Genomic DNA, 16,936 nt, shown 5'->3' with positions numbered 1-16,936 from the left:
GAGTTGAGGAAAGAAAGCTCGAAAATAATTTAATAACGTCTACAATCACATGGATGGATAACATGAATCGAAATAACAAGTATGAAATATTACTTTGGAGTGTTGCATTTCCAGGTTTTGGCCAAATTTTAAACAGAAAGTTTTTCAAAGGATTTCTTTTTATAGCATTGGAATTTTTGATTAATGTCCAATCCAACTTTAACAAAGTGATCCTTTTAAGTATTCATGGGGAGATAGAAAAAGCAATTCAACAAGCGAATTATCAATGGTTAATGTTTTACCCTTGTTTGTACTTTTTTGCGGTATGGGACGCATACAAAGATGTTGGCGGAGGAAAATCGCCGTTTGCATTTTTACCATTTGCATTTGCCTCCTATTCTGTAACAGTTGGTCTAATTTTTTCGCCAACATTCAAGATGATGGGGATATTATTGGGCCCTGTATGGTTACCCATGTTATCCGTGATACCGGGAGTAGTAATCGGTCTGTTAATAAAAAAAATAAATAATTAATGCTCTTAGTTAATCTAACAAAGAAGACTTATTTTGAATTCTCTTGTTCTTCAACAATATGGTCCCTTTAACAGAAGAAGAAAAAATTCTAGTCCATGTAAAAAAGAGCAAGGTCTGAAGGGCCTTACTCTCACTTTTTGTTCTTCAATTTTTCCAGAAGCGATTTAGCTTTTGCTTTCTTAGATTCAGTTTCATCCTCTTTAATAACAGCCTTTTTAACCGTGTCATTATCTTTAAAAATGATCTCCAACACATCGCCTTGCTTTACACCATCTGGAAGTTGTGATTTCAATACATCCTTTTGAACGGTTTCATCACCTGAATGAAGGAGAACCGCAAGTTCCCCTTCAAACCGGTCAATTGTATACTTTTCCACGATATCACTCCTATACTGTGATCTCGTCTTTCATATCTTCGAAACGTCCTTCTGCAATACCTTTAACATTCATGATCTCTTCTATGCTGTCAAAGTCACCATAAGATTCACGGTATTCAATGATACGTTCAGCAATAGTTGGACCTACACCGGTAATTTCTTGAAGTTCTTCGTAACCAGCAGTATTGATATTAATTAAACCTGGTGCAGGTTCAGGATCCGGCTCTGGCGTAGGTTCTGGTTCTGATACCTCTCCTTCACCATCACCTGTCCACTGTTCTTCTTGGATAATTGGACGTTGATGACTTAATGAAACTTCAATATCTCCTGAATCATAAGTACTATATAGTTCAACATCTGCATTTCTAAGACGATCCACTACATCTACGTCTGGATGTCCATAGCTATTTTCTCCGTACGAAAGAATAGCCATTTTAGGATCTACTGCCTCAACGAATTCTGCACTTGTAGAAGTTGCAGCCCCATGATGTCCAACCTTTAGAACATCTGCTTCCACATTATATTCCTCGATCATTTCTGCCTCGTTATCTACAGTAGCATCACCAGTAAATAGGGCGGTAGTTTCGCCATAAGTCGTATGCAAAACAATAGATGACTCGTTTAAATCACTGCTGTCATTATATCCATTAAGAATTTGTATTTCTGCTGTTACTGTATCTAAATAATCTCCTTCTTCTACTACTTCAAAATTAATATTTTTTTCATCAATAGTTTCTAGATATTCAAAGTAAGTATCAGTGGTGTGTTCTTTTCCACTATCTAATACATTTTTAACTTCAATTTCATTAAATACATCAATCAAACCACCAATGTGATCAGCATCAGGATGTGTAGCGACAACCCATTCTAATTCATTGATTCCCTGGTCCTCTAAATATTGAACGACTGTTTCGCCTTCTCCTTTTCTGCCTCCATCAATGAGTATATTTCCACCACTGCCGTTAGGTTCTAGTAGAATGCTGTCTCCCTGTCCAACATCAATGAAATGGACATCAAGGTTAACTGCCGGGTAAGCGACATCATCTTCAACGAACTTTTCTGAATCAAGAACTCTTGCCAAGAATACGGAAAACTGGGCACGTGTAGTCTCATTATTTGGACGGAAAGTGTTATCTTCAGAGTAGCCTGTTGTCACACCGACTTCTGCAATGGTAGAAATATCATTATAAAACGTATCCTCTTCATCAACATCAGCAAAATTATATGTACCTTCTGGCTGTTCAAAATCAAAAGAACGATTCAACACTGCTGCCATTTGACCACGTGTCAAAGCATTGTTTGGCATAAAATGACCATCCCGCCCACCGATGATACCTTCATCTTGTACAGTTGCAGCTACATCATAGGCATGAAAACTATTATCAATATCTTTAAAATCAGCTGCAGGACGATTTGTGGTGTCTAAGTCCAATGCTTCAACAATCATCGAAGCTGCTTGACTACGCTTTACCGTCTCATTAGGTCTAAATGTTCCATCCTCATAACCTAAAATGATGCCTTCTTCAGCTAAATATTCAATTTCCTTCTCAGCCCAAAAATCGGACGATACATCCGTGAATTGTTGAGAATCGGCCGATACAACGGGGGCTATCAAAGTAAAAACAAGCACCAACGAAAGTATGTACTTTCCGATTTTCATAGAATCCCTCCAATTACAAATTATGCTATTATTCTAGCACATTTGTTGGAATAAAACGCACTTTGAAGATTTGTGCCTTAATATTGATTATTCGTCCAAACTTTATCAGTTTTTTAACATATACAATTACTGTCAGCTAAAATAAAAAATTATTTAGTTTAGATGTTGGTCCAAATACAAATGAAATATTAAATTTGAATAGCCAACTATGCTGTATTTTTTTACAGCTTAAAATTACATGAAAAGAGAGGAGGGTATATATGTCTGACGGATTTGGTGGTGGATTCGGACGCGGGAGTAATTTTGCGCTTATTGTCGTCTTGTTTATTCTTTTAATTATTGTAGGTGTTAGCTTTGTGAAATATTAAATAACTTTTTCAGGCAAAGGACGTCGTCTTTTGCCTCCTTCATATGAGGGATATTTTGGAATAAGAGAGTCAGCAAACAACTTATCATGGCAGGGAGAATATTAAAATAGATCAGTAATCTAGTGAAAACGTGTTTTTTTGAATTGATATGTCCTTTTCTAGTACTTTTTTTATTTTAAGTCATATATTAAACTACACCTACAATAATGAGCCAAATGAACAAGACAACAGCATTACCATCCCATTGGATAACCTCTTACAGCTACCGTTTACAACGGTGGCTTTTTTCTATTGTGTTTTCACTATTTCCTTTGAAAGCTTTTCAGACATTCGCAGGGCAGCAGATTAATTTTGCTGCTCTATGATTGTTTCTATAATAACAATAAATTCCTTATCATTTACTGGTTGTACTTGGCTTATTAACGCAAATTCCTTCCTATTATTCCGATACAGATCAAGGACCTTGTATAATTGTGTTTGTAATTGGTCAGTACTTCTAGCTGTTATCGTATGAAAATCTTGGTTAATAACAACCTCTTTTTCCAACGTTTATCACCTCCATCTGTATAATTCAACAATTATTACAAAAGTCCTACGAAAGATAAAAAAAAATAGCAACGAATTTTACGTTGCTTAAACTAAAATAACAAATTTTACTGATGTACAAGATGGGCTTCTAATGTTTTTTTTAAGATATTGATAAAATCTTCATCAAGCTCCATTTCCTTCGCCTTATGGTAAGCTTCCAAAAGAACAGAAGGAGATAAATCATCCAAACCCATGTCAAATATTTCCTCCCATTATTCTAACGTCAGTAATTAATATTAAAACAATTCTTTGTATTTTTAAACACCTTCGTAGATTTTTTACAACCTTAACATTATTGTAATAATAAATTTACTTTTCTTAAAAACAAAACCATATTTATTCAAAAAAACCCCTCCCTAGCAAATATATGATCCAATTCTTTCATTTACTGAGAACTTGTTTATATTTTTATACAATGCATGTTCTACTTCCTCTTTATATTCTTTATATTTATTGATGGGATCCTCACTATATTTACTAATACACTCAATCAACAATTCCTTCCAATCGAAACTATTAGTTGTGTACCTCTTAGATAATCCTGAACCAGCAAAAATAATTGGAAGTCTTTCTGATTTTATAATATTATTAAAAACTTTAGAAATTTGTTCCGTACTCAAAATACCACCCTCATAACCTTATCCTTTTAACTTTACTGTTAAATTAATTACACGATGTAAAATGTTGTTGAACTTTTGTTTTTAACTTTTCAACGTCGCCCTTACCATTTAAAACATGCATACGTTCATGACAATTAGGGCATAGAGCAATTGTATTTTCTACTGTGTCCTCCCCACCACGTGAAAGCCATTGAATATGATGAGTATGTAAAAAGGGCTCTCCTTTTTTATTTACGAATGGAGCAGAATTTTCGCAAAGCTGACAAATTCCTTTTGCCCAACGCTTCGCATATTCAGCAACATAAGGATCTCTTTGATAGTAAACTGTATTAGTATTCCTTATTCCCGCTTGCCCAGTGCTGGAATGAGCTCTTTTGGACAATTCATCATCACTCATACGTCTTGCCTTATGTCTTCTGTTACCTTCCGCATTTTTAACTGTTTCCTTATTAATTCTCTGAGTGGATTCATTGATTAAGGATAACGGAAAAATCCAAACTAGCCTTAGATAACCTTCCTCATCTAATTGTCGTTCTTGATAAGGATCACCAGCTAGTTCGACCACTCCCCGATATGTATATTCTTGCTCTTTAAACACCTCGAATAAATGAACCTCCACTCCATTGACCCTTGATTGATTTAAAGTTTTATTCTGCATGAACTCCAAACTTTGATCGCCAACTCTTCCCATACCTGTATAATGCAAGGTACCACCTAGCCATTTATTCTCATACAGAGACTCCACATTATTGGAAACTATCACTAATGTATTAGTATCCTTAGATCGTCGCATACCACCCTGTGGAGAGCACTTAAAAATAGACACGAGTTGTTTGTTATTAATTACATGTCTAGGAGTTAAAACTGACTCCATACTCACTAAAATTCCTCCCCCCTCATCGTACTTAATACGCTTTACCTTCCCCTGGTGCGTCACTATTTTTGTCTCCCCGTGATCCGGTAACTCTGTTAATCTAGCTCGTCCATTACACACCACAATAGCAAAAGAGGAATTTTTATCCATTATACCAATGTTTAGTTCTCCTGTCCTAGGGTTTATGTCGATATTTTGTAATCTTTTCATGAGAGCCCCTCCCTGTGGTATACTCGTATTAGCGTGTAAGTCGTCCTGAGAGGGGCGGCTTTTTATTTTGCTGTTTTCTTAACAGTCTTATTGGATTCTTTTGTATCTCTTACAACGAATTCTTCTCTAATCACTTTCTTCTGCCACTGTATTTGCTTATTCATTTTGCTTCACTCCTTCAAGGATTTATATAATTTCATTTGTATTTTTCTTGGATTAAACCAATCACCTTTGTCATTAAATAATTTCCCTTACATTTCTTTCATGCCGTCAATTTCTTCGGCATTTATGTTTCTGGCTTTTAATACCATGCAAGCAACCATTTCTTCTGCTTGTTCTTTACTTTTTGCCTGTTTGATTGTGTAAGTTCTGTTTCCCTGGAAAGTATAGTTAACTTTGAATAATTTGTTTTCTCTCATAGGGCTCCCCACTTATTCCTATTTAGGCTTTTTAAAAATTTTTGGTAAACGGATTCTCTCTTTTTCCAATTCTTCCAAGGTTAACTCATTCAATAGTCGCCCATCACTTGATCTATAAAATCCTTTTTTCTGTAATTCCTGAATCAAATGCTGCCGTCTTAACTCCATAATCTGCACCCTCTTCTCTCTTCTCCCATTTACGGAGTTTTTGTTCATTCTCTTCCAACATTCGAAGTAAATGTTTCCTTCGAGTTTCTTTAGTATATTCAGGTCGTTTTCTTGGGGGAAAATAAATTGCAGATTTAAGCATTAACCCATCCCCTCCAATCTATGATTAAGCTGGAATTTATCACCTTGGATTAACACCAGATAATCCCTGCACATTTCATAAATGCGAGTTGCTAATGCCTCGTCTATCTCTACGAGTTGATCAATTGGCATTTCTGAAGAGACAAGGACAGGCAAGTGATTTAAATAACGGTGATTGATGACTGCATACATTTGCTCTATTTGCCAATCAGTCGCACGAGGCTTTTTGTCTCTGCCAGTAGGCTTGAAAAGATCGTCAACAAAAAGCACATCAGCTTTTTTCATGCGATCCATTTTTTCTTCCAGCTTGTCAAAATCGTCTTTTAGGTCATTGAATCCCTCTAAATAGGGGAAATATAGGACTGGCACCTGTTTTTTTCGGATCAGGTTATTTGATATAGCAGTTAGTAAATGCGTTTTACCGGATCCCGGTCGCCCAAGTAAAGCAATGCTGTTTTGCCGTAGGTCCTTAATTTCTTGGAATCTTTGAAAATAGCTTAGAGCACATTCATAGGCTCCACGTATCAACTCCGGCTTTCCCTTAGTCCGGAAATTCTGAAATCCTAGCTTCCTAAACTCTTCTGTAATTTCACTGGATCGAATGAGCTTCTGTGCTCTTCTCCACTCAATGCAACTGCACTGCACCCAAACTTCCATACCGTTACTCTCTGCTAGGTATCCTGTTTTGTCTTTGCATTTGGGGCAGTCATAGTTATGCTCTTCTTCCTGGCTTGATCCAGCCGACTTGGCCGCCCGTGATGGATCGTTTCTGACTTCCTCTGCTCTGGCTCGAAGTTTGTCCATGATTTCTTGGAATTGCAGCTTTTCCATTGCCTGGATCACCTCTGCTTTTCTTTTTCTGGAACTCTTCTTGTAACCGGTCGATATCATCAGGAGAGCGAGCTCCTTTACCGGTCCATTCTTCAATCAAATATTTCAGCCACCTAAACGTTGGTGGACCTTCTGCGTTTAAACAGGCAACTTCAATCGCTCTGTAAACAAAATCATCTCCTAAAGTTTTAATCCATTCGATTAATTGATTTTGTTGTATCTGGTTTGGCATCACATTTATTGTATTTTCAAATAGCTCATACGAAGTTTGATAATCACGCGTGTGTTGTTGTAGTTGTATTTCTTTATTACTTTCTTTAAGTTCTTTATTTATATGGGGGGATAAATTGCCCCCTGGGGTGGGTGCAGTTTGTCCCCCTCCCTCCACTTCATCACTCTGGGGGCTTTCTGCTGTTTTAGGTTCATCTTTTTCGATTAACCAATCGTTATAATATTTATTAAACATAAGCTCTCGTGGATTTGAAAAAGTAGCTACTTTCACAACGATCAGCACCTTTTTATCAATAAGCCCTTTAATACCTCTTTTAATAGAGTCTTTACTTAATCCCGTTTTTTCGTGTAAGAAAGATTGAGAGAAGGGATGGCTTTTCCGCTGAAAACCGTATGTGTAACGCCAAATGATTGTGAGTAACCTAAACTGGGTTCCGTTGAATTTACACTGAGCAATAACATCAAATATTTCATTTGCTATACCAGTAAAGCCGTTTTCTTTTTGCGGATTAGCCGGCATAATTACTCCCTCCTCTCACAAATGGCATACATACCCTCAATTTTCTTAAATTCCATTTCTGGATGATTCATTTTTATATAACCTTGTACATACTGTTTAAAGAGCCGTCCCCGGTCTCTGCTGCCTTTTGTCAGAACAACATAGAAGACCGGGATCGGTATTTTATAGATCATTGCACGTCATCTTCGAATGGTAATTCGTTTTGTTTGGATTCTTCTTTAGGAGCTTCAGATGTTGGTTCTTCTTTAGGAGTTTCAGCATCCGGCTCCTCGTATGTCATATCTATCATGGTAAATCCTTTTTTGTTCCAATATTTATTTGTCATAATTTAACTCTCCCCATTATATTTTTTTACGGGCTACTACTTTTAGAAGGCTGATAATATCTTTTTCCTTTGTTTCTTCTAGTGCTATAATCCTTGTTTCCATATTTTTCACTTTTTCATTTAAAGTTCTCTGCCATTTATCTTCGATTAATTTCATGTTCACTCTCCTTAATATTTACCTGTTTTTAAATAGACGTCATCAACTGAAACATAGGCAAAAACACCGATAAAAACATTCCTAAAATAACGATGCCAATGAAACAAAACATCACTGGCTGCACTGCCATGACAATCTTTTTCACTTTTTCTTCAAGCAGTTGAAACACTTTCTCACTGTAGAAATAAAGATCATCTCCAAGTTTTCCAGAAGCCTGCCCGTGTTGAATAACATATTTCATTTCGTCTCTGTACCATCCTGCCGCTTCTAAAGCTGCGTGAAGCTGGTGTCCGTCCTTTAATTGTTGTTTTAAGAACTTTCCCTCGGTTTGAAAAAAAACAAAATGGTGCTGCTTTTCAAAAACGAGACATGCTTCATAAATAGAAAGACCACCTTTTAGCATGCTGCTAAACTGCAGACAAAAATAATAAGTAAGAAATAAGCGAATAAACGGATCTAAAAAAGGAGCACGGGTCAGTAACTTGACTTGTTTATGAGCAGAGTAGTGGCGAAAAACCTTTATATAATAAAGAAAACATAATAGAAGGGTGGGAAAAATGAAAACAAACATATACGGAGCATATTGAAATATTTGTAACATTGCCAAGGTTAATAAAGGGAATTCCATGTGAAGGGAATTAAATAACTGACTAAATTGTGGAAATAAGAAGTGGACCATGACGATAGATATTAGAATAAGCAGCCACAGCAAGACAAGGGGATACCTCATAAAACTCCGGATATTGGTTAAAGCATTTAACCTTTTTAGATAAAGTTCACCGGCCCCTTGCAAACCTTGCGATAGAGATCCGCATTGTTCCGAAAAAAATACATATGCAGTAATATCAGATGGGAAAGCTTGTTGAGCAAGAACATCATGAAATGGTGTTCCTATTCTTAATTGTACTCTCATGTCATAGATGATTTGTTTTATATCTGTTGTTTGTTCCCAGGACAATAGCTGCAGAACTTGATCAAGATTATAACCTTGTTCCAACAGTTCTCCAGATTTTAATAAGAAGTTTGCTGCTGCATGTTTACTCCATTTCTTTCTCATACATCGTAACAGACCTCCTTAATCTTCATTTTTTCAGAAAATAGGCCGAGGGCAATCCCTCTTTTCCATTGATCTTCATGTGAAAAAGTCAAAATGGGAGAGGTTTTTTTAGTTATAGCGTTTTTGAGTTCTTTTTCTGCTAAAATATCAAACAGAGCAATTCGAGAAGACATACCATGCTTACCACAATAGGGCGAACATTCATTGCTTTTACATAACGGACAATATCTTGCCATTAAAAATTGAGAAGTAATACATAATATTGTTTCTTGTAAATCAAGCGGCGAAAACCCAAAATCAATTAATCTTTTTATAGCTCCATACGGGGAACCAGCGTGCATCGTTGTAAATACTAAATGTCCAGTATACGCCGCACGTATCGCGTGATAAGCGGTGTCATGTCCTCTGATTTCTCCAACCATAAGTGCATCTGGATCGTGACGCATCGAAGCTTTTAACATTTCCGTAAACGTTAAACCTGCTTTTTCATTAATTTCTGTTTGAATAACCTTTTCATTTCTAATTTCTACAGGATCTTCTATGCTGATGATTCGTGAATTATCTGCTTGTTTTAAGGCATTCATGAATGCATAAAGAGTGGTTGTTTTTCCTGAACCTGTAGGCCCGGTTAGAATAATCATGCCGTTTCTATAGGTTAGCAACCGATAAAATAAGGAAGTAACAGCCGGAGAGTAAGATAAAGAGGATAAAGGAAAAAAATTGTTTTGAGGAAGCAGTCGAATAGACAAACTTTCACGAAAGTAAGCAGGGATTGTGGAAAAACGAAGGTTTACCGGAGGAGAAGTGTTCTTTAACATAAAAGACCCGTCTTGGGGACGTCTTTGTTCACCAATGTCCATCCCTGCCCTGAACTTAAAGTGGGCAATTAAACGTTCCGAATCTCTTTTTTTCAAAGACTGCATGTGATGAAGTTTTCCTTGAAGCCGGAAAAGCAAAGAAGTGTTACGTTCGTTAGGATGCAGATGAATATCTGTTGCATCTAATGACAAAGCACGCTCTATTAACTTTCTGCTTTCCCATTCAATATTCGTCAATAAATCACCATCCTTTCTAATTATCAGATATATAATTCTCTGTAATAACTAAAACTCCTGCAAAAATATAAAATTTTTTTGCGAATTAGAAAAATTGGCTTACCTCCGAGTCCTTATGGCGGAAGTCGTAGTTTCACTCTTTGTTCCTTTAACAAAATTAAACTTTCCTAAAGTATAAAAAAATTAATGCTGTCTATACTAAAAACTGTCGATGGGATGTAGCCAAGTGGTAAGGCAACGGATTTTGATTCCGTGATGCGCAGGTTCGAACCCTGCCATCCCAGCCATACATCAATCAAGCGCACTTTTCATTAAAAAAACGGAATGCCGTCGAGTTCTTATGGCAGTAAACTTTGATTCTTTAACCAAAGTTTAAACTTTCCTAAAGTCCAATAAAGGGAGCCAAAACGGCTCCCTTTTGCTTTAACTCAGCTTATTTTCCACCGAGCTGACTTTCCCTTTCATACTTTCCTGGGTACCATCCCTGCGGTCGTCTAGCCTAATGTTTGTTGCTACTCGTTTTGCCCCCCGATTAAACGGTATTTCATGCAGTTCTTGAACAATAGGGAATAGATCATTCAGATCGCCTTCAATGATAGTGCTCATAGAGGTTAAGTGATAGTCTATTTTCTGTGAATGCCGATCTAACACTTTTTGAACTTCTGCCACATCTTCACTCATACTTGTTGATTCCGTACCCACCGGGACTATTGTCAAATCAATAATTGCCATTTTTTTCTCCTCCTTTTTCATTTTAGGCTTTTCCACTAACAGATGCGGATATTCATTTTCAGCCAAGGCCCTGTAAGCTTCTACGGCAGTTAACAAATGAATTCTTTCTGGATGAGAACAAGAGATATGGCGCTGCACGGCATATGATAGATAAAGTAAAGGTTTTCTGAATACAGCCATCTTTTTTTGCTGGATGATACGGTGAAAAATTGGCACGAACAAAACAGCACTATAAGACACAATAGCTATTGCTTGTTGAAACGGGTACCATAAACAAGCAGCAGGAGTAAAAAATAATACTGTTAAAAAATACATGACTACTATATTTGTTGAGCAATAGCGATTTGTAATAGCTGCCTTTTTTATTCGATAAATGTTTCTTCTTTTTTTTACCCCTTTAAAACTAAATACCTTATGCTCAGCACCATGAAACTTCTTTAATTGTTTTGGAAAAATAAAATGGGTACCAAAAACAAAATAAATAAACGTATAAAAGGGAAGCGCCGGTAAGTTTATACCTATTAAATGAAATAAAGGTGAAAAAATCACAGCAGCAACCCATACATAAAATAATAATTTATACCAGCGAGGCATCAATTTAAAAACATGGCATGCTATCTTCAACATAGACATGCTACTTAAAGGAAGAACCTCAGAAACCGGCTTATTATTCTTTACGCTGGCCCATCCGATATATTTTTCACCGAAAAACAGGACGCCGTTTTGATAAGAGAGACCTTTCATTAGCCGTTCGAACTGCCTTTCTCTTCTAAATCAACAAATCGTTCTGACACCCAGAAAAATGATTCATCTTTGTCCCCTTTACCCGCAAACTCCCGGTTAAAAAACCTAGCATCTTTTGATTGAAGCCCTCCGTGGTCTTCCCAAGTATGCAAGTAACTAATAACTGCGCGTACAGGGTTAGATGCAGAAGTTGTTTCTACTCGCAATGAGCCTTTATCTCCCAAAGTTTTATTTTCTTCTATCTCATTAGGAAATGAAAATATAATACCATTGTTTGCTGCCTCACCACCTTCTGTTATATCTTCCCCTTCAACCTTTAACGTCAATTGATAATCATCCATTAATTCAGCTGGTAAAGCCTCTCCCTTTTCATCAATGAAAGTTACCCCAATATAATCTTCACCCGCCATTCCATCGCTTGGAGTAACACTCCAATTCCAAGTTGCTTCTAAGACCGAACTATCCTCTGTCTGCAAAAGAGTTGTTTCCCAGTTTATTTTTTCATCCAGTTCTTCGTTATTTACCACTTCTGTTTGATTTATGTAATAGCTTCCCCCTGCAAAAAGAAATATCATCAACAGAACCGGCAAAATAACAACCAGCTTATTCCCATTAAACACGTTAACCATCCTTTCTCATGCTTTTCCATACTGTCGTTTCTTTAGATAAACTATGATTTATCACCAATGAGTTCAGCTGGTGTGTAAAAAACAATCTTTTGGGAAAATGGAATTGATTTTGGTTGACTCCAGCAATCAAAGAAAAATAGGTGGAAAAGGCTTATTTATCGGTTTAAATTGTTTTTTATTGGGCGTCTTCCTATGTGTAAAAAAAATGTAGTGAAACAAATAACAAAGTTTGCTGCATAAAATTTTGTTCTCCACTCATTTATGAAAAATGGGAAACGAAAGCAGCTTTGTATTTCACGTATAAGTTATATATTATGCAAAAAACAACCTGGTTCCTTCTAACCAGGCATTATTTTATGATTTAAATAAAAAATCTGCTCCAGCTATTCCCGGGTTTGTCATTTCTTTTGTATCCAAAATTTCGTCGAGCTCTTCTTTGCTTAATATATCCCTTTCAAGGCAAATCTCTCTCACGCTTCTCCCTGTTTCTATTGCTTCCTTTGCAATTCTTGATGCAGTTTCATACCCAACATGTGGATTAATAGCTGTGATTATACCAACACTATGTTCTACCATTTCCCTGCAATGGTCCACATTCGCGCTTATCCCCACAATTGCATGCTCTCTGAAGACTTGCAAACCATTATGCAGAACCGATAAAGATTGCAAGAGATTAAAAACTAACACTGGTTCCATTACATTCAGCTCGAGCTGGCCTGCTTCTGAAGCCATACTTATCGTGTGATCGTTACCGATAACTTGAAAAGAAATTTGATTTATCACTTCACACATTACTGGATTTACTTTACCAGGCATAATCGAGGAGCCTGGCTGTCTCGGGGGAAGGTTAATTTCATTCAGGCCGGTTCGAGGTCCTGAACTCATTAAACGTAAATCATTAGCTATTTTTGACAAATTTATAGCATGTACCTTTAAAGCCGCAGATAATTCTGTATATGCATCTGTATTTTGTGTAGCATCTACTAAATTTTCTGCACTGTATAAGGGAAAGCCAGTTATTTCAGCTAAATATTTTGCTACCTTTTCAATATATTCAGGTTTCGCATTTAAACCTGTTCCAACAGCCGTAGCACCCATATTTATTTCATATAAATGATTTACTGAGCCTTTAATTCTTGCTAAATCCCTAGTTAAAACCCGCCGGTAAGCTCCAAATTCCTGTCCGAGCCTGATTGGTACGGCATCTTGTAAATGAGTACGACCCATTTTTATGAATTTATCAAATTCTGCTTCTTTATCTTTTAATGTAGATATAATCTGTTCTAAAGACTTCAATAGTACTTTTGCTAAGCGAAGTGCAGCAATATGAATTGCTGTAGGAAAAGAATCATTGGTCGATTGTGCCATATTCACATGAGTATTTGGACTAACTGTTAAATAATGACCTTTCGTCCCACCTAATATTTCAATTGCTCGGTTTGCAATAACTTCATTGGCATTCATATTAAACGAAGTACCCGCGCCGCCTTGAATCGCATCCACAATAAATTGGTCATTAAAGGCTCCTTCAATCACCTCATCTGCGGCTTGTATAACTGCCGCTGCAATATTTTTATTTAAAACACCTACTTCTCTATTTGCTATTGCAGCTGCTTTTTTCACATATCCGAAAGCTTTTATCAATTCCGGATGAGGGGGATAACCGGTAATTGGAAAATTTTCTTTTGCACGTATTGTTTGTATGCCGTAATAAGCATCAATGGGCACCATTTTTTCTCCCAAAAAGTCTCTTTCGGTACGAAATTCACTCATGTCATCTTCTCCTTCACAACAATTATTTCAGCTTTTCTCCAAATAGCGATCCCATTAAGGCTACAGCCACTTCAGCTGTTTTATTTTTTTCATCTAGTATAGGATTGACTTCTACAAATTCTGCTGAAGTAACCATTTTTGCTTCAGCGAGCATCTCCATGGCTAAATGGCTTTCTCTATAAGTTAGACCGCCTAACACCGGAGTTCCTACTCCTGGGGCATCATGGGGATCAAGACCATCAAGATCGAGACTTAAATGGACGCCATCACACCTATCCTTAAGGTAATTAATAGATTGATGCATGACTTCCGACATTCCTAAACGATCTATCTCGTGCATTGTATAGACATTCATGCCAGATTGCCGAATATAATCTTTTTCTCCTTCGTCAAGCTCTCTTGCTCCTATAATGATTACGTTTTCCGGTTTAATTTTTGGAAAATCCCCATTTATTGTCGTCAAAGTAGGATGACCTAAACCAAGAGAGACAGCAAGAGGCATTCCATGAATATTACCTGAAGGAGAAGTGTCAGCAGTATTCAAATCACCATGAGCATCATACCAAATCACACCAAGGTTATCAAAATAGCCTGACATTCCAGCAATAGTTCCAATAGCAATACTATGATCACCGCCAAGGATAAGCGGAAAATGCCCTTCTTTATTAATGGAAGAGACTGTTCTTGCTAAAGATTTATTTGTTTCTGTTACAGGGTCTAAGTTGCTTAAATTGTGTATGTTTTCGTTTCCGAGTGTTTCTTTTTTAACTTGTATGTCGCCCTTATCTTCTATATTGTATCCTAAAGTGCGGATTCTTTCTAAAACTCCTGCATAACGGATAGCACTTGGTCCCATATCTACTCCGCGCCTGTTCTGACCAAGGTCCATCGGCACGCCGATCATTGTTACGTTTCGGTTCATATGTACGCCTCCCCTTCCATAAAAAAGTTTATTTCTATATTTTATGACATTCAATTGGCAAGTTGATGTTTTTTTGAGTATGTCTTCTCCGCTTACCATTAAGAGTAAAATCGTTATATTATTGATACTATATATCGGCAAAACGTTTCTATTAATATTAGAAAAACTCGGCTTGCCGCCGAGTCCTTATGGCGGTAGTCGTAGTCTTACTTATACTTTATTCCTTTTCACAAATTTAAACTTTCCTAAAGTATAAAAGAAGACTGCCTTTATAAGACAGCCGATTTTATATTTCTAATCTTTTAAATACGTTTTTGCAAGCCATGCAGCACCCATCACTCCTGCATCATTTCCTAATTCAGCAAGGGCAAATTCAGAATCCAACTTTACTCTTTCTAATGCAAAGTTATCGTAATGATTCCGTAATGGAAAAAGCAATTGTTCTCCGGCAGCCGACACGCCTCCCCCTATTACAATTTTTTGAGGGTTTAATACATTAGCTATGTTTGCAGCTGCTAATCCTAGGAAATACATTGCTTTTTCGATAACAGCATCAGCCGTTTGATCGCCTCGAACTGCAGCTTCAAAAATATTTTTCGTCGTCAATTGTATTCCTTCTTGCTTTTGTTTATATAGAGAAGATTCCTTATTTTTTTCAGCTTCTATATTACCTATACGTACGATCCCTGTAGCAGACGATACTGTTTCTAGACATCCTGCTTTTCCGCAATTGCAGGGTGTCCCTCCTTCAGGAACAACGGTAACATGTCCTATTTCTCCTCCCATGCCCCCAACGCCATGAAGAATATCTCCTTTTACAATGATTCCACCGCCAACGCCTGTACCAATAGTAAACATTATTAAATCATCTGCACCAGTTCCCGCGCCTTTCCAGTACTCACCTGCAGCAGCTAAATTTGCATCATTATCTACAACTACTGGCATATCAAGATAGTCTGAAAGAATGCGTACAATCGGATAGTCTCTCCAGCCAATGTTTACCGCAAAATCTACCATACCTTTTTCCATATTAATAAAACCTGGCACTCCAATACCAGCACCTATAAATTGATTCTTATCCAACCTCAGGTTTAAAAGATGTTCTTTAACAGAGGAAGATATATCTTTAAGAATATAGGCTCCGTTGTCTGCTTTATTTGTCGGAACATTCCATTTTTCAAGCAAATTACCATCTACGGTTAACACTGCTAGCTTAACGGAAGTTCCGCCTACATCGATCCCTAGTACGTATTGTGCTTCCATATGTACAGTACAGCTCCTTTGTTGATACTTATTTATTATCGGATAGTGCCGATTTTTCTTGCAGTAAAATCAACATAGCTTTTTGATACATTTCTTGATTTAACATACCCATTTGATAAGCTTCTCTCATTTCGTCTTCCATTAATTCAAGATCCGCTAGGCGGTCTTTTGTGTATACGATTGTTCTAAACTGCACAAGCCATTTTCTGATGTCAGTTATTGAATTCATTTCATTAAACATAACTTTATTATAGCAACAGAAGTATTGAAAATAAAAGCAAAATGATAAAAGGGATATAGGATGCCATTTGTTTTTGTTTCAATTTTATCTGTACCATACCTTGACAAATATTTCCTGCTACATAAAAAATTATAAACATTATTATTAATCCTGTGAACATATACCAAGACCCAAACCAGTGCCCAGCATGCCACCCAACAAATAAATAAAATACGGAAACAGCGAGCCATAATTGTTTACTCTGCGAATGAAAGTAACCATGGAAAGGAAGAAACGAAAATACTGCTGCTGCTCCTACAGTCAGCGCTATTAAAAACCGGACCACATCAACCGTCCAATGCAGTTCTTCTAGATAAATGATATGATAGCTTGATAAAAGGAAACCAAGGTAAGCAAAAGAAGCAAACAATAAAATAAAAAGAACAGATAACATTGTTTGTTTATTTCTTGTATAGACCGAAGCCGCTCCCACAGTCATAGCTGCTAGTATAATTTCCATCATAGATGCAAACATGACTTC

At 36.8% G+C, this 16,936-nt stretch carries 24 protein-coding genes and 1 tRNA gene; 3 read left to right on the top strand and 22 right to left on the bottom strand.

Annotated elements, in window-relative coordinates; genetic code table 11:
- Positions 1-62 precede the first annotated feature (62 nt).
- Positions 63-512, top strand: a complete 450-nt coding sequence (locus CEF16_RS02130; RefSeq protein ID WP_091588513.1) for a hypothetical protein — start codon at positions 63-65, stop codon at positions 510-512.
- Positions 513-642: 130 nt separating this feature from the next.
- Here the strand turns inward: CEF16_RS02130 and CEF16_RS02125 are convergent, their stop codons facing one another.
- Positions 643-888: a DUF3006 domain-containing protein gene (locus CEF16_RS02125; protein ID WP_091588511.1), complete on the bottom strand. Its 246-nt coding sequence runs from the start codon at positions 886-888 to the stop codon at positions 643-645.
- Between the two features lie 10 nt (positions 889-898).
- Entirely contained in the window at positions 899-2,548 is a 1,650-nt protein-coding gene (locus tag CEF16_RS02120; protein WP_096241732.1) for an S-layer homology domain-containing protein, read from the bottom strand.
- Positions 2,549-2,808: 260 nt separating this feature from the next.
- Here CEF16_RS02120 and CEF16_RS02115 point away from each other — a divergent pair, with 260 nt between their 5' ends.
- Complete coding sequence (locus tag CEF16_RS02115; RefSeq protein WP_091587216.1) at positions 2,809-2,916, top strand: YjcZ family sporulation protein; 108 nt, start codon at positions 2,809-2,811, stop codon at positions 2,914-2,916.
- A 345-nt stretch (positions 2,917-3,261) separates the two neighbouring features.
- Here CEF16_RS02115 and CEF16_RS02110 read toward each other — a convergent pair whose 3' ends face one another.
- The 13 genes from CEF16_RS02110 to comGA all read right to left on the bottom strand — a co-directional run bounded on the left by CEF16_RS02110 (position 3,262) and on the right by comGA (position 10,112).
- Complete coding sequence (locus CEF16_RS02110) at positions 3,262-3,462, bottom strand: hypothetical protein (protein WP_091587215.1); 201 nt, start codon at positions 3,460-3,462, stop codon at positions 3,262-3,264.
- Positions 3,463-3,569: 107 nt separating this feature from the next.
- A complete protein-coding gene (sda, locus tag CEF16_RS02105; protein WP_091587214.1) occupies positions 3,570-3,698 on the bottom strand; it encodes a sporulation histidine kinase inhibitor Sda in 129 nt (42 codons plus the stop codon).
- 162 nt (positions 3,699-3,860) lie between these two features.
- Complete coding sequence (locus CEF16_RS02100) at positions 3,861-4,124, bottom strand: hypothetical protein (RefSeq protein WP_091587213.1); 264 nt, start codon at positions 4,122-4,124, stop codon at positions 3,861-3,863.
- 43 nt (positions 4,125-4,167) lie between these two features.
- Positions 4,168-5,208, bottom strand: coding sequence for an XtrA/YqaO family protein (locus tag CEF16_RS25080; RefSeq protein WP_342750459.1), 1,041 nt, complete (start codon positions 5,206-5,208; stop codon positions 4,168-4,170).
- A gap of 251 nt (positions 5,209-5,459) precedes the next feature.
- The gene (locus tag CEF16_RS23535; protein ID WP_170031518.1) at positions 5,460-5,627 is read right to left on the bottom strand and encodes a hypothetical protein; all 168 of its coding nucleotides are present in this window, start codon (positions 5,625-5,627) and stop codon (positions 5,460-5,462) included.
- 18 nt (positions 5,628-5,645) lie between these two features.
- A complete protein-coding gene (fbpA, locus tag CEF16_RS02090; RefSeq protein ID WP_102776554.1) occupies positions 5,646-5,795 on the bottom strand; it encodes a Fur-regulated basic protein FbpA in 150 nt (49 codons plus the stop codon).
- The gene (locus tag CEF16_RS23530) at positions 5,740-5,937 is read right to left on the bottom strand and encodes a hypothetical protein (RefSeq protein ID WP_170031395.1); all 198 of its coding nucleotides are present in this window, start codon (positions 5,935-5,937) and stop codon (positions 5,740-5,742) included. The genes fbpA and CEF16_RS23530 overlap by 56 nt, the downstream gene beginning before the upstream one ends.
- Positions 5,937-6,767 carry an ATP-binding protein gene (locus CEF16_RS02085; protein WP_091587211.1) on the bottom strand — a complete coding sequence of 277 codons (831 nt, stop codon included), beginning with the start codon at positions 6,765-6,767 and terminating at the stop codon, positions 5,937-5,939. Before CEF16_RS02085 ends, CEF16_RS23530 begins: the two co-directional genes overlap by 1 nt.
- On the bottom strand, positions 6,649-7,518 hold the full coding sequence (locus CEF16_RS02080) for a replication protein (RefSeq protein ID WP_091587210.1): 870 nt from the start codon (positions 7,516-7,518) through the stop codon (positions 6,649-6,651). Before CEF16_RS02080 ends, CEF16_RS02085 begins: the two co-directional genes overlap by 119 nt.
- A 169-nt stretch (positions 7,519-7,687) precedes the next feature.
- The gene (locus tag CEF16_RS23525) at positions 7,688-7,843 is read right to left on the bottom strand and encodes a hypothetical protein (RefSeq protein WP_170031515.1); all 156 of its coding nucleotides are present in this window, start codon (positions 7,841-7,843) and stop codon (positions 7,688-7,690) included.
- 16 nt (positions 7,844-7,859) lie between these two features.
- Positions 7,860-8,000, bottom strand: a complete 141-nt coding sequence (locus tag CEF16_RS23520) for a hypothetical protein (RefSeq protein ID WP_170031512.1) — start codon at positions 7,998-8,000, stop codon at positions 7,860-7,862.
- A 28-nt stretch (positions 8,001-8,028) separates the two neighbouring features.
- Complete coding sequence (comGB, locus tag CEF16_RS02075; protein WP_091587209.1) at positions 8,029-9,057, bottom strand: competence type IV pilus assembly protein ComGB; 1,029 nt, start codon at positions 9,055-9,057, stop codon at positions 8,029-8,031.
- The gene (comGA, locus tag CEF16_RS02070; RefSeq protein ID WP_170031509.1) at positions 9,054-10,112 is read right to left on the bottom strand and encodes a competence type IV pilus ATPase ComGA; all 1,059 of its coding nucleotides are present in this window, start codon (positions 10,110-10,112) and stop codon (positions 9,054-9,056) included. The genes comGB and comGA overlap by 4 nt, the downstream gene beginning before the upstream one ends.
- A gap of 212 nt (positions 10,113-10,324) precedes the next feature.
- On the opposite strand from comGA, the gene CEF16_RS02065 reads away from it, so the two are divergent.
- Positions 10,325-10,399: transfer RNA gene (locus tag CEF16_RS02065), tRNA-Gln, on the top strand.
- A gap of 136 nt (positions 10,400-10,535) precedes the next feature.
- On the opposite strand, the gene CEF16_RS25075 is transcribed toward CEF16_RS02065, so the two are convergent.
- The 7 genes from CEF16_RS25075 to CEF16_RS02030 form a co-directional block, all read right to left on the bottom strand.
- Positions 10,536-11,588 (bottom strand): MTH1187 family thiamine-binding protein, encoded by a 1,053-nt coding sequence (locus CEF16_RS25075; protein ID WP_091587207.1) that lies wholly within the window; start codon positions 11,586-11,588, stop codon positions 10,536-10,538.
- Positions 11,588-12,208, bottom strand: coding sequence for a hypothetical protein (locus CEF16_RS02055; RefSeq protein ID WP_091587206.1), 621 nt, complete (start codon positions 12,206-12,208; stop codon positions 11,588-11,590). Before CEF16_RS02055 ends, CEF16_RS25075 begins: the two co-directional genes overlap by 1 nt.
- Before the next feature lie 363 nt (positions 12,209-12,571).
- Entirely contained in the window at positions 12,572-13,990 is a 1,419-nt protein-coding gene (aspA, locus tag CEF16_RS02050; RefSeq protein WP_091587205.1) for an aspartate ammonia-lyase, read from the bottom strand.
- Between the two features lie 22 nt (positions 13,991-14,012).
- Positions 14,013-14,912, bottom strand: a complete 900-nt coding sequence (rocF, locus tag CEF16_RS02045) for an arginase (RefSeq protein WP_091587204.1) — start codon at positions 14,910-14,912, stop codon at positions 14,013-14,015.
- 294 nt (positions 14,913-15,206) lie between these two features.
- Complete coding sequence (locus CEF16_RS02040; RefSeq protein WP_091587203.1) at positions 15,207-16,175, bottom strand: ROK family glucokinase; 969 nt, start codon at positions 16,173-16,175, stop codon at positions 15,207-15,209.
- Positions 16,176-16,203: 28 nt separating this feature from the next.
- Entirely contained in the window at positions 16,204-16,404 is a 201-nt protein-coding gene (locus CEF16_RS02035) for a YqgQ family protein (protein ID WP_091587202.1), read from the bottom strand.
- 19 nt (positions 16,405-16,423) lie between these two features.
- A complete protein-coding gene (locus CEF16_RS02030) occupies positions 16,424-16,930 on the bottom strand; it encodes a hypothetical protein (RefSeq protein ID WP_091587201.1) in 507 nt (168 codons plus the stop codon).
- Between the last annotated feature and the right edge of the window lie 6 nt (positions 16,931-16,936).

Origin of the sequence: Alteribacillus bidgolensis (assembly GCF_002886255.1) — a bacterium.
Taxonomy (GTDB): Bacteria; Bacillota; Bacilli; order Bacillales; family Marinococcaceae; genus Alteribacillus; species Alteribacillus bidgolensis.
The sequence above is the reverse complement of the archived record's forward strand: the minus strand, read 5'-3'. Positions and strand labels throughout refer to the sequence as shown.

Bases quoted from the DNA above. Each gene is read 5' to 3' on its own strand.
- CEF16_RS02085 (WP_091587211.1), bottom strand. From the start codon at position 6,767: ATGGAAAAGCTGCAATTCCAAGAAATCATGGACAAACTTCGAGCCAGA.
- CEF16_RS25080 (WP_342750459.1), bottom strand. From the start codon at position 5,208: ATGAAAAGATTACAAAATATCGACATAAACCCTAGGACAGGAGAACTA.
- CEF16_RS02035 (WP_091587202.1), bottom strand. From the start codon at position 16,404: ATGAATTCAATAACTGACATCAGAAAATGGCTTGTGCAGTTTAGAACA.
- CEF16_RS02080 (WP_091587210.1), bottom strand. From the start codon at position 7,518: ATGCCGGCTAATCCGCAAAAAGAAAACGGCTTTACTGGTATAGCAAAT.
- rocF (WP_091587204.1), bottom strand. From the start codon at position 14,912: ATGAACCGAAACGTAACAATGATCGGCGTGCCGATGGACCTTGGTCAG.
- CEF16_RS02120 (WP_096241732.1), bottom strand. From the start codon at position 2,548: ATGAAAATCGGAAAGTACATACTTTCGTTGGTGCTTGTTTTTACTTTG.
- fbpA (WP_102776554.1), bottom strand. From the start codon at position 5,795: ATGGAGTTAAGACGGCAGCATTTGATTCAGGAATTACAGAAAAAAGGA.
- CEF16_RS25075 (WP_091587207.1), bottom strand. From the start codon at position 11,588: ATGAAAGGTCTCTCTTATCAAAACGGCGTCCTGTTTTTCGGTGAAAAA.
- CEF16_RS02115 (WP_091587216.1), top strand. From the start codon at position 2,809: ATGTCTGACGGATTTGGTGGTGGATTCGGACGCGGGAGTAATTTTGCG.
- CEF16_RS23530 (WP_170031395.1), bottom strand. From the start codon at position 5,937: ATGCTTAAATCTGCAATTTATTTTCCCCCAAGAAAACGACCTGAATAT.
- CEF16_RS02030 (WP_091587201.1), bottom strand. From the start codon at position 16,930: ATGTTTGCATCTATGATGGAAATTATACTAGCAGCTATGACTGTGGGA.
- CEF16_RS23535 (WP_170031518.1), bottom strand. From the start codon at position 5,627: ATGAGAGAAAACAAATTATTCAAAGTTAACTATACTTTCCAGGGAAAC.
- sda (WP_091587214.1), bottom strand. From the start codon at position 3,698: ATGGGTTTGGATGATTTATCTCCTTCTGTTCTTTTGGAAGCTTACCAT.
- CEF16_RS02040 (WP_091587203.1), bottom strand. From the start codon at position 16,175: ATGGAAGCACAATACGTACTAGGGATCGATGTAGGCGGAACTTCCGTT.
- comGB (WP_091587209.1), bottom strand. From the start codon at position 9,057: ATGAGAAAGAAATGGAGTAAACATGCAGCAGCAAACTTCTTATTAAAA.
- aspA (WP_091587205.1), bottom strand. From the start codon at position 13,990: ATGAGTGAATTTCGTACCGAAAGAGACTTTTTGGGAGAAAAAATGGTG.
- CEF16_RS23520 (WP_170031512.1), bottom strand. From the start codon at position 8,000: ATGAAATTAATCGAAGATAAATGGCAGAGAACTTTAAATGAAAAAGTG.
- CEF16_RS23525 (WP_170031515.1), bottom strand. From the start codon at position 7,843: ATGACAAATAAATATTGGAACAAAAAAGGATTTACCATGATAGATATG.
- CEF16_RS02130 (WP_091588513.1), top strand. From the start codon at position 63: ATGAATCGAAATAACAAGTATGAAATATTACTTTGGAGTGTTGCATTT.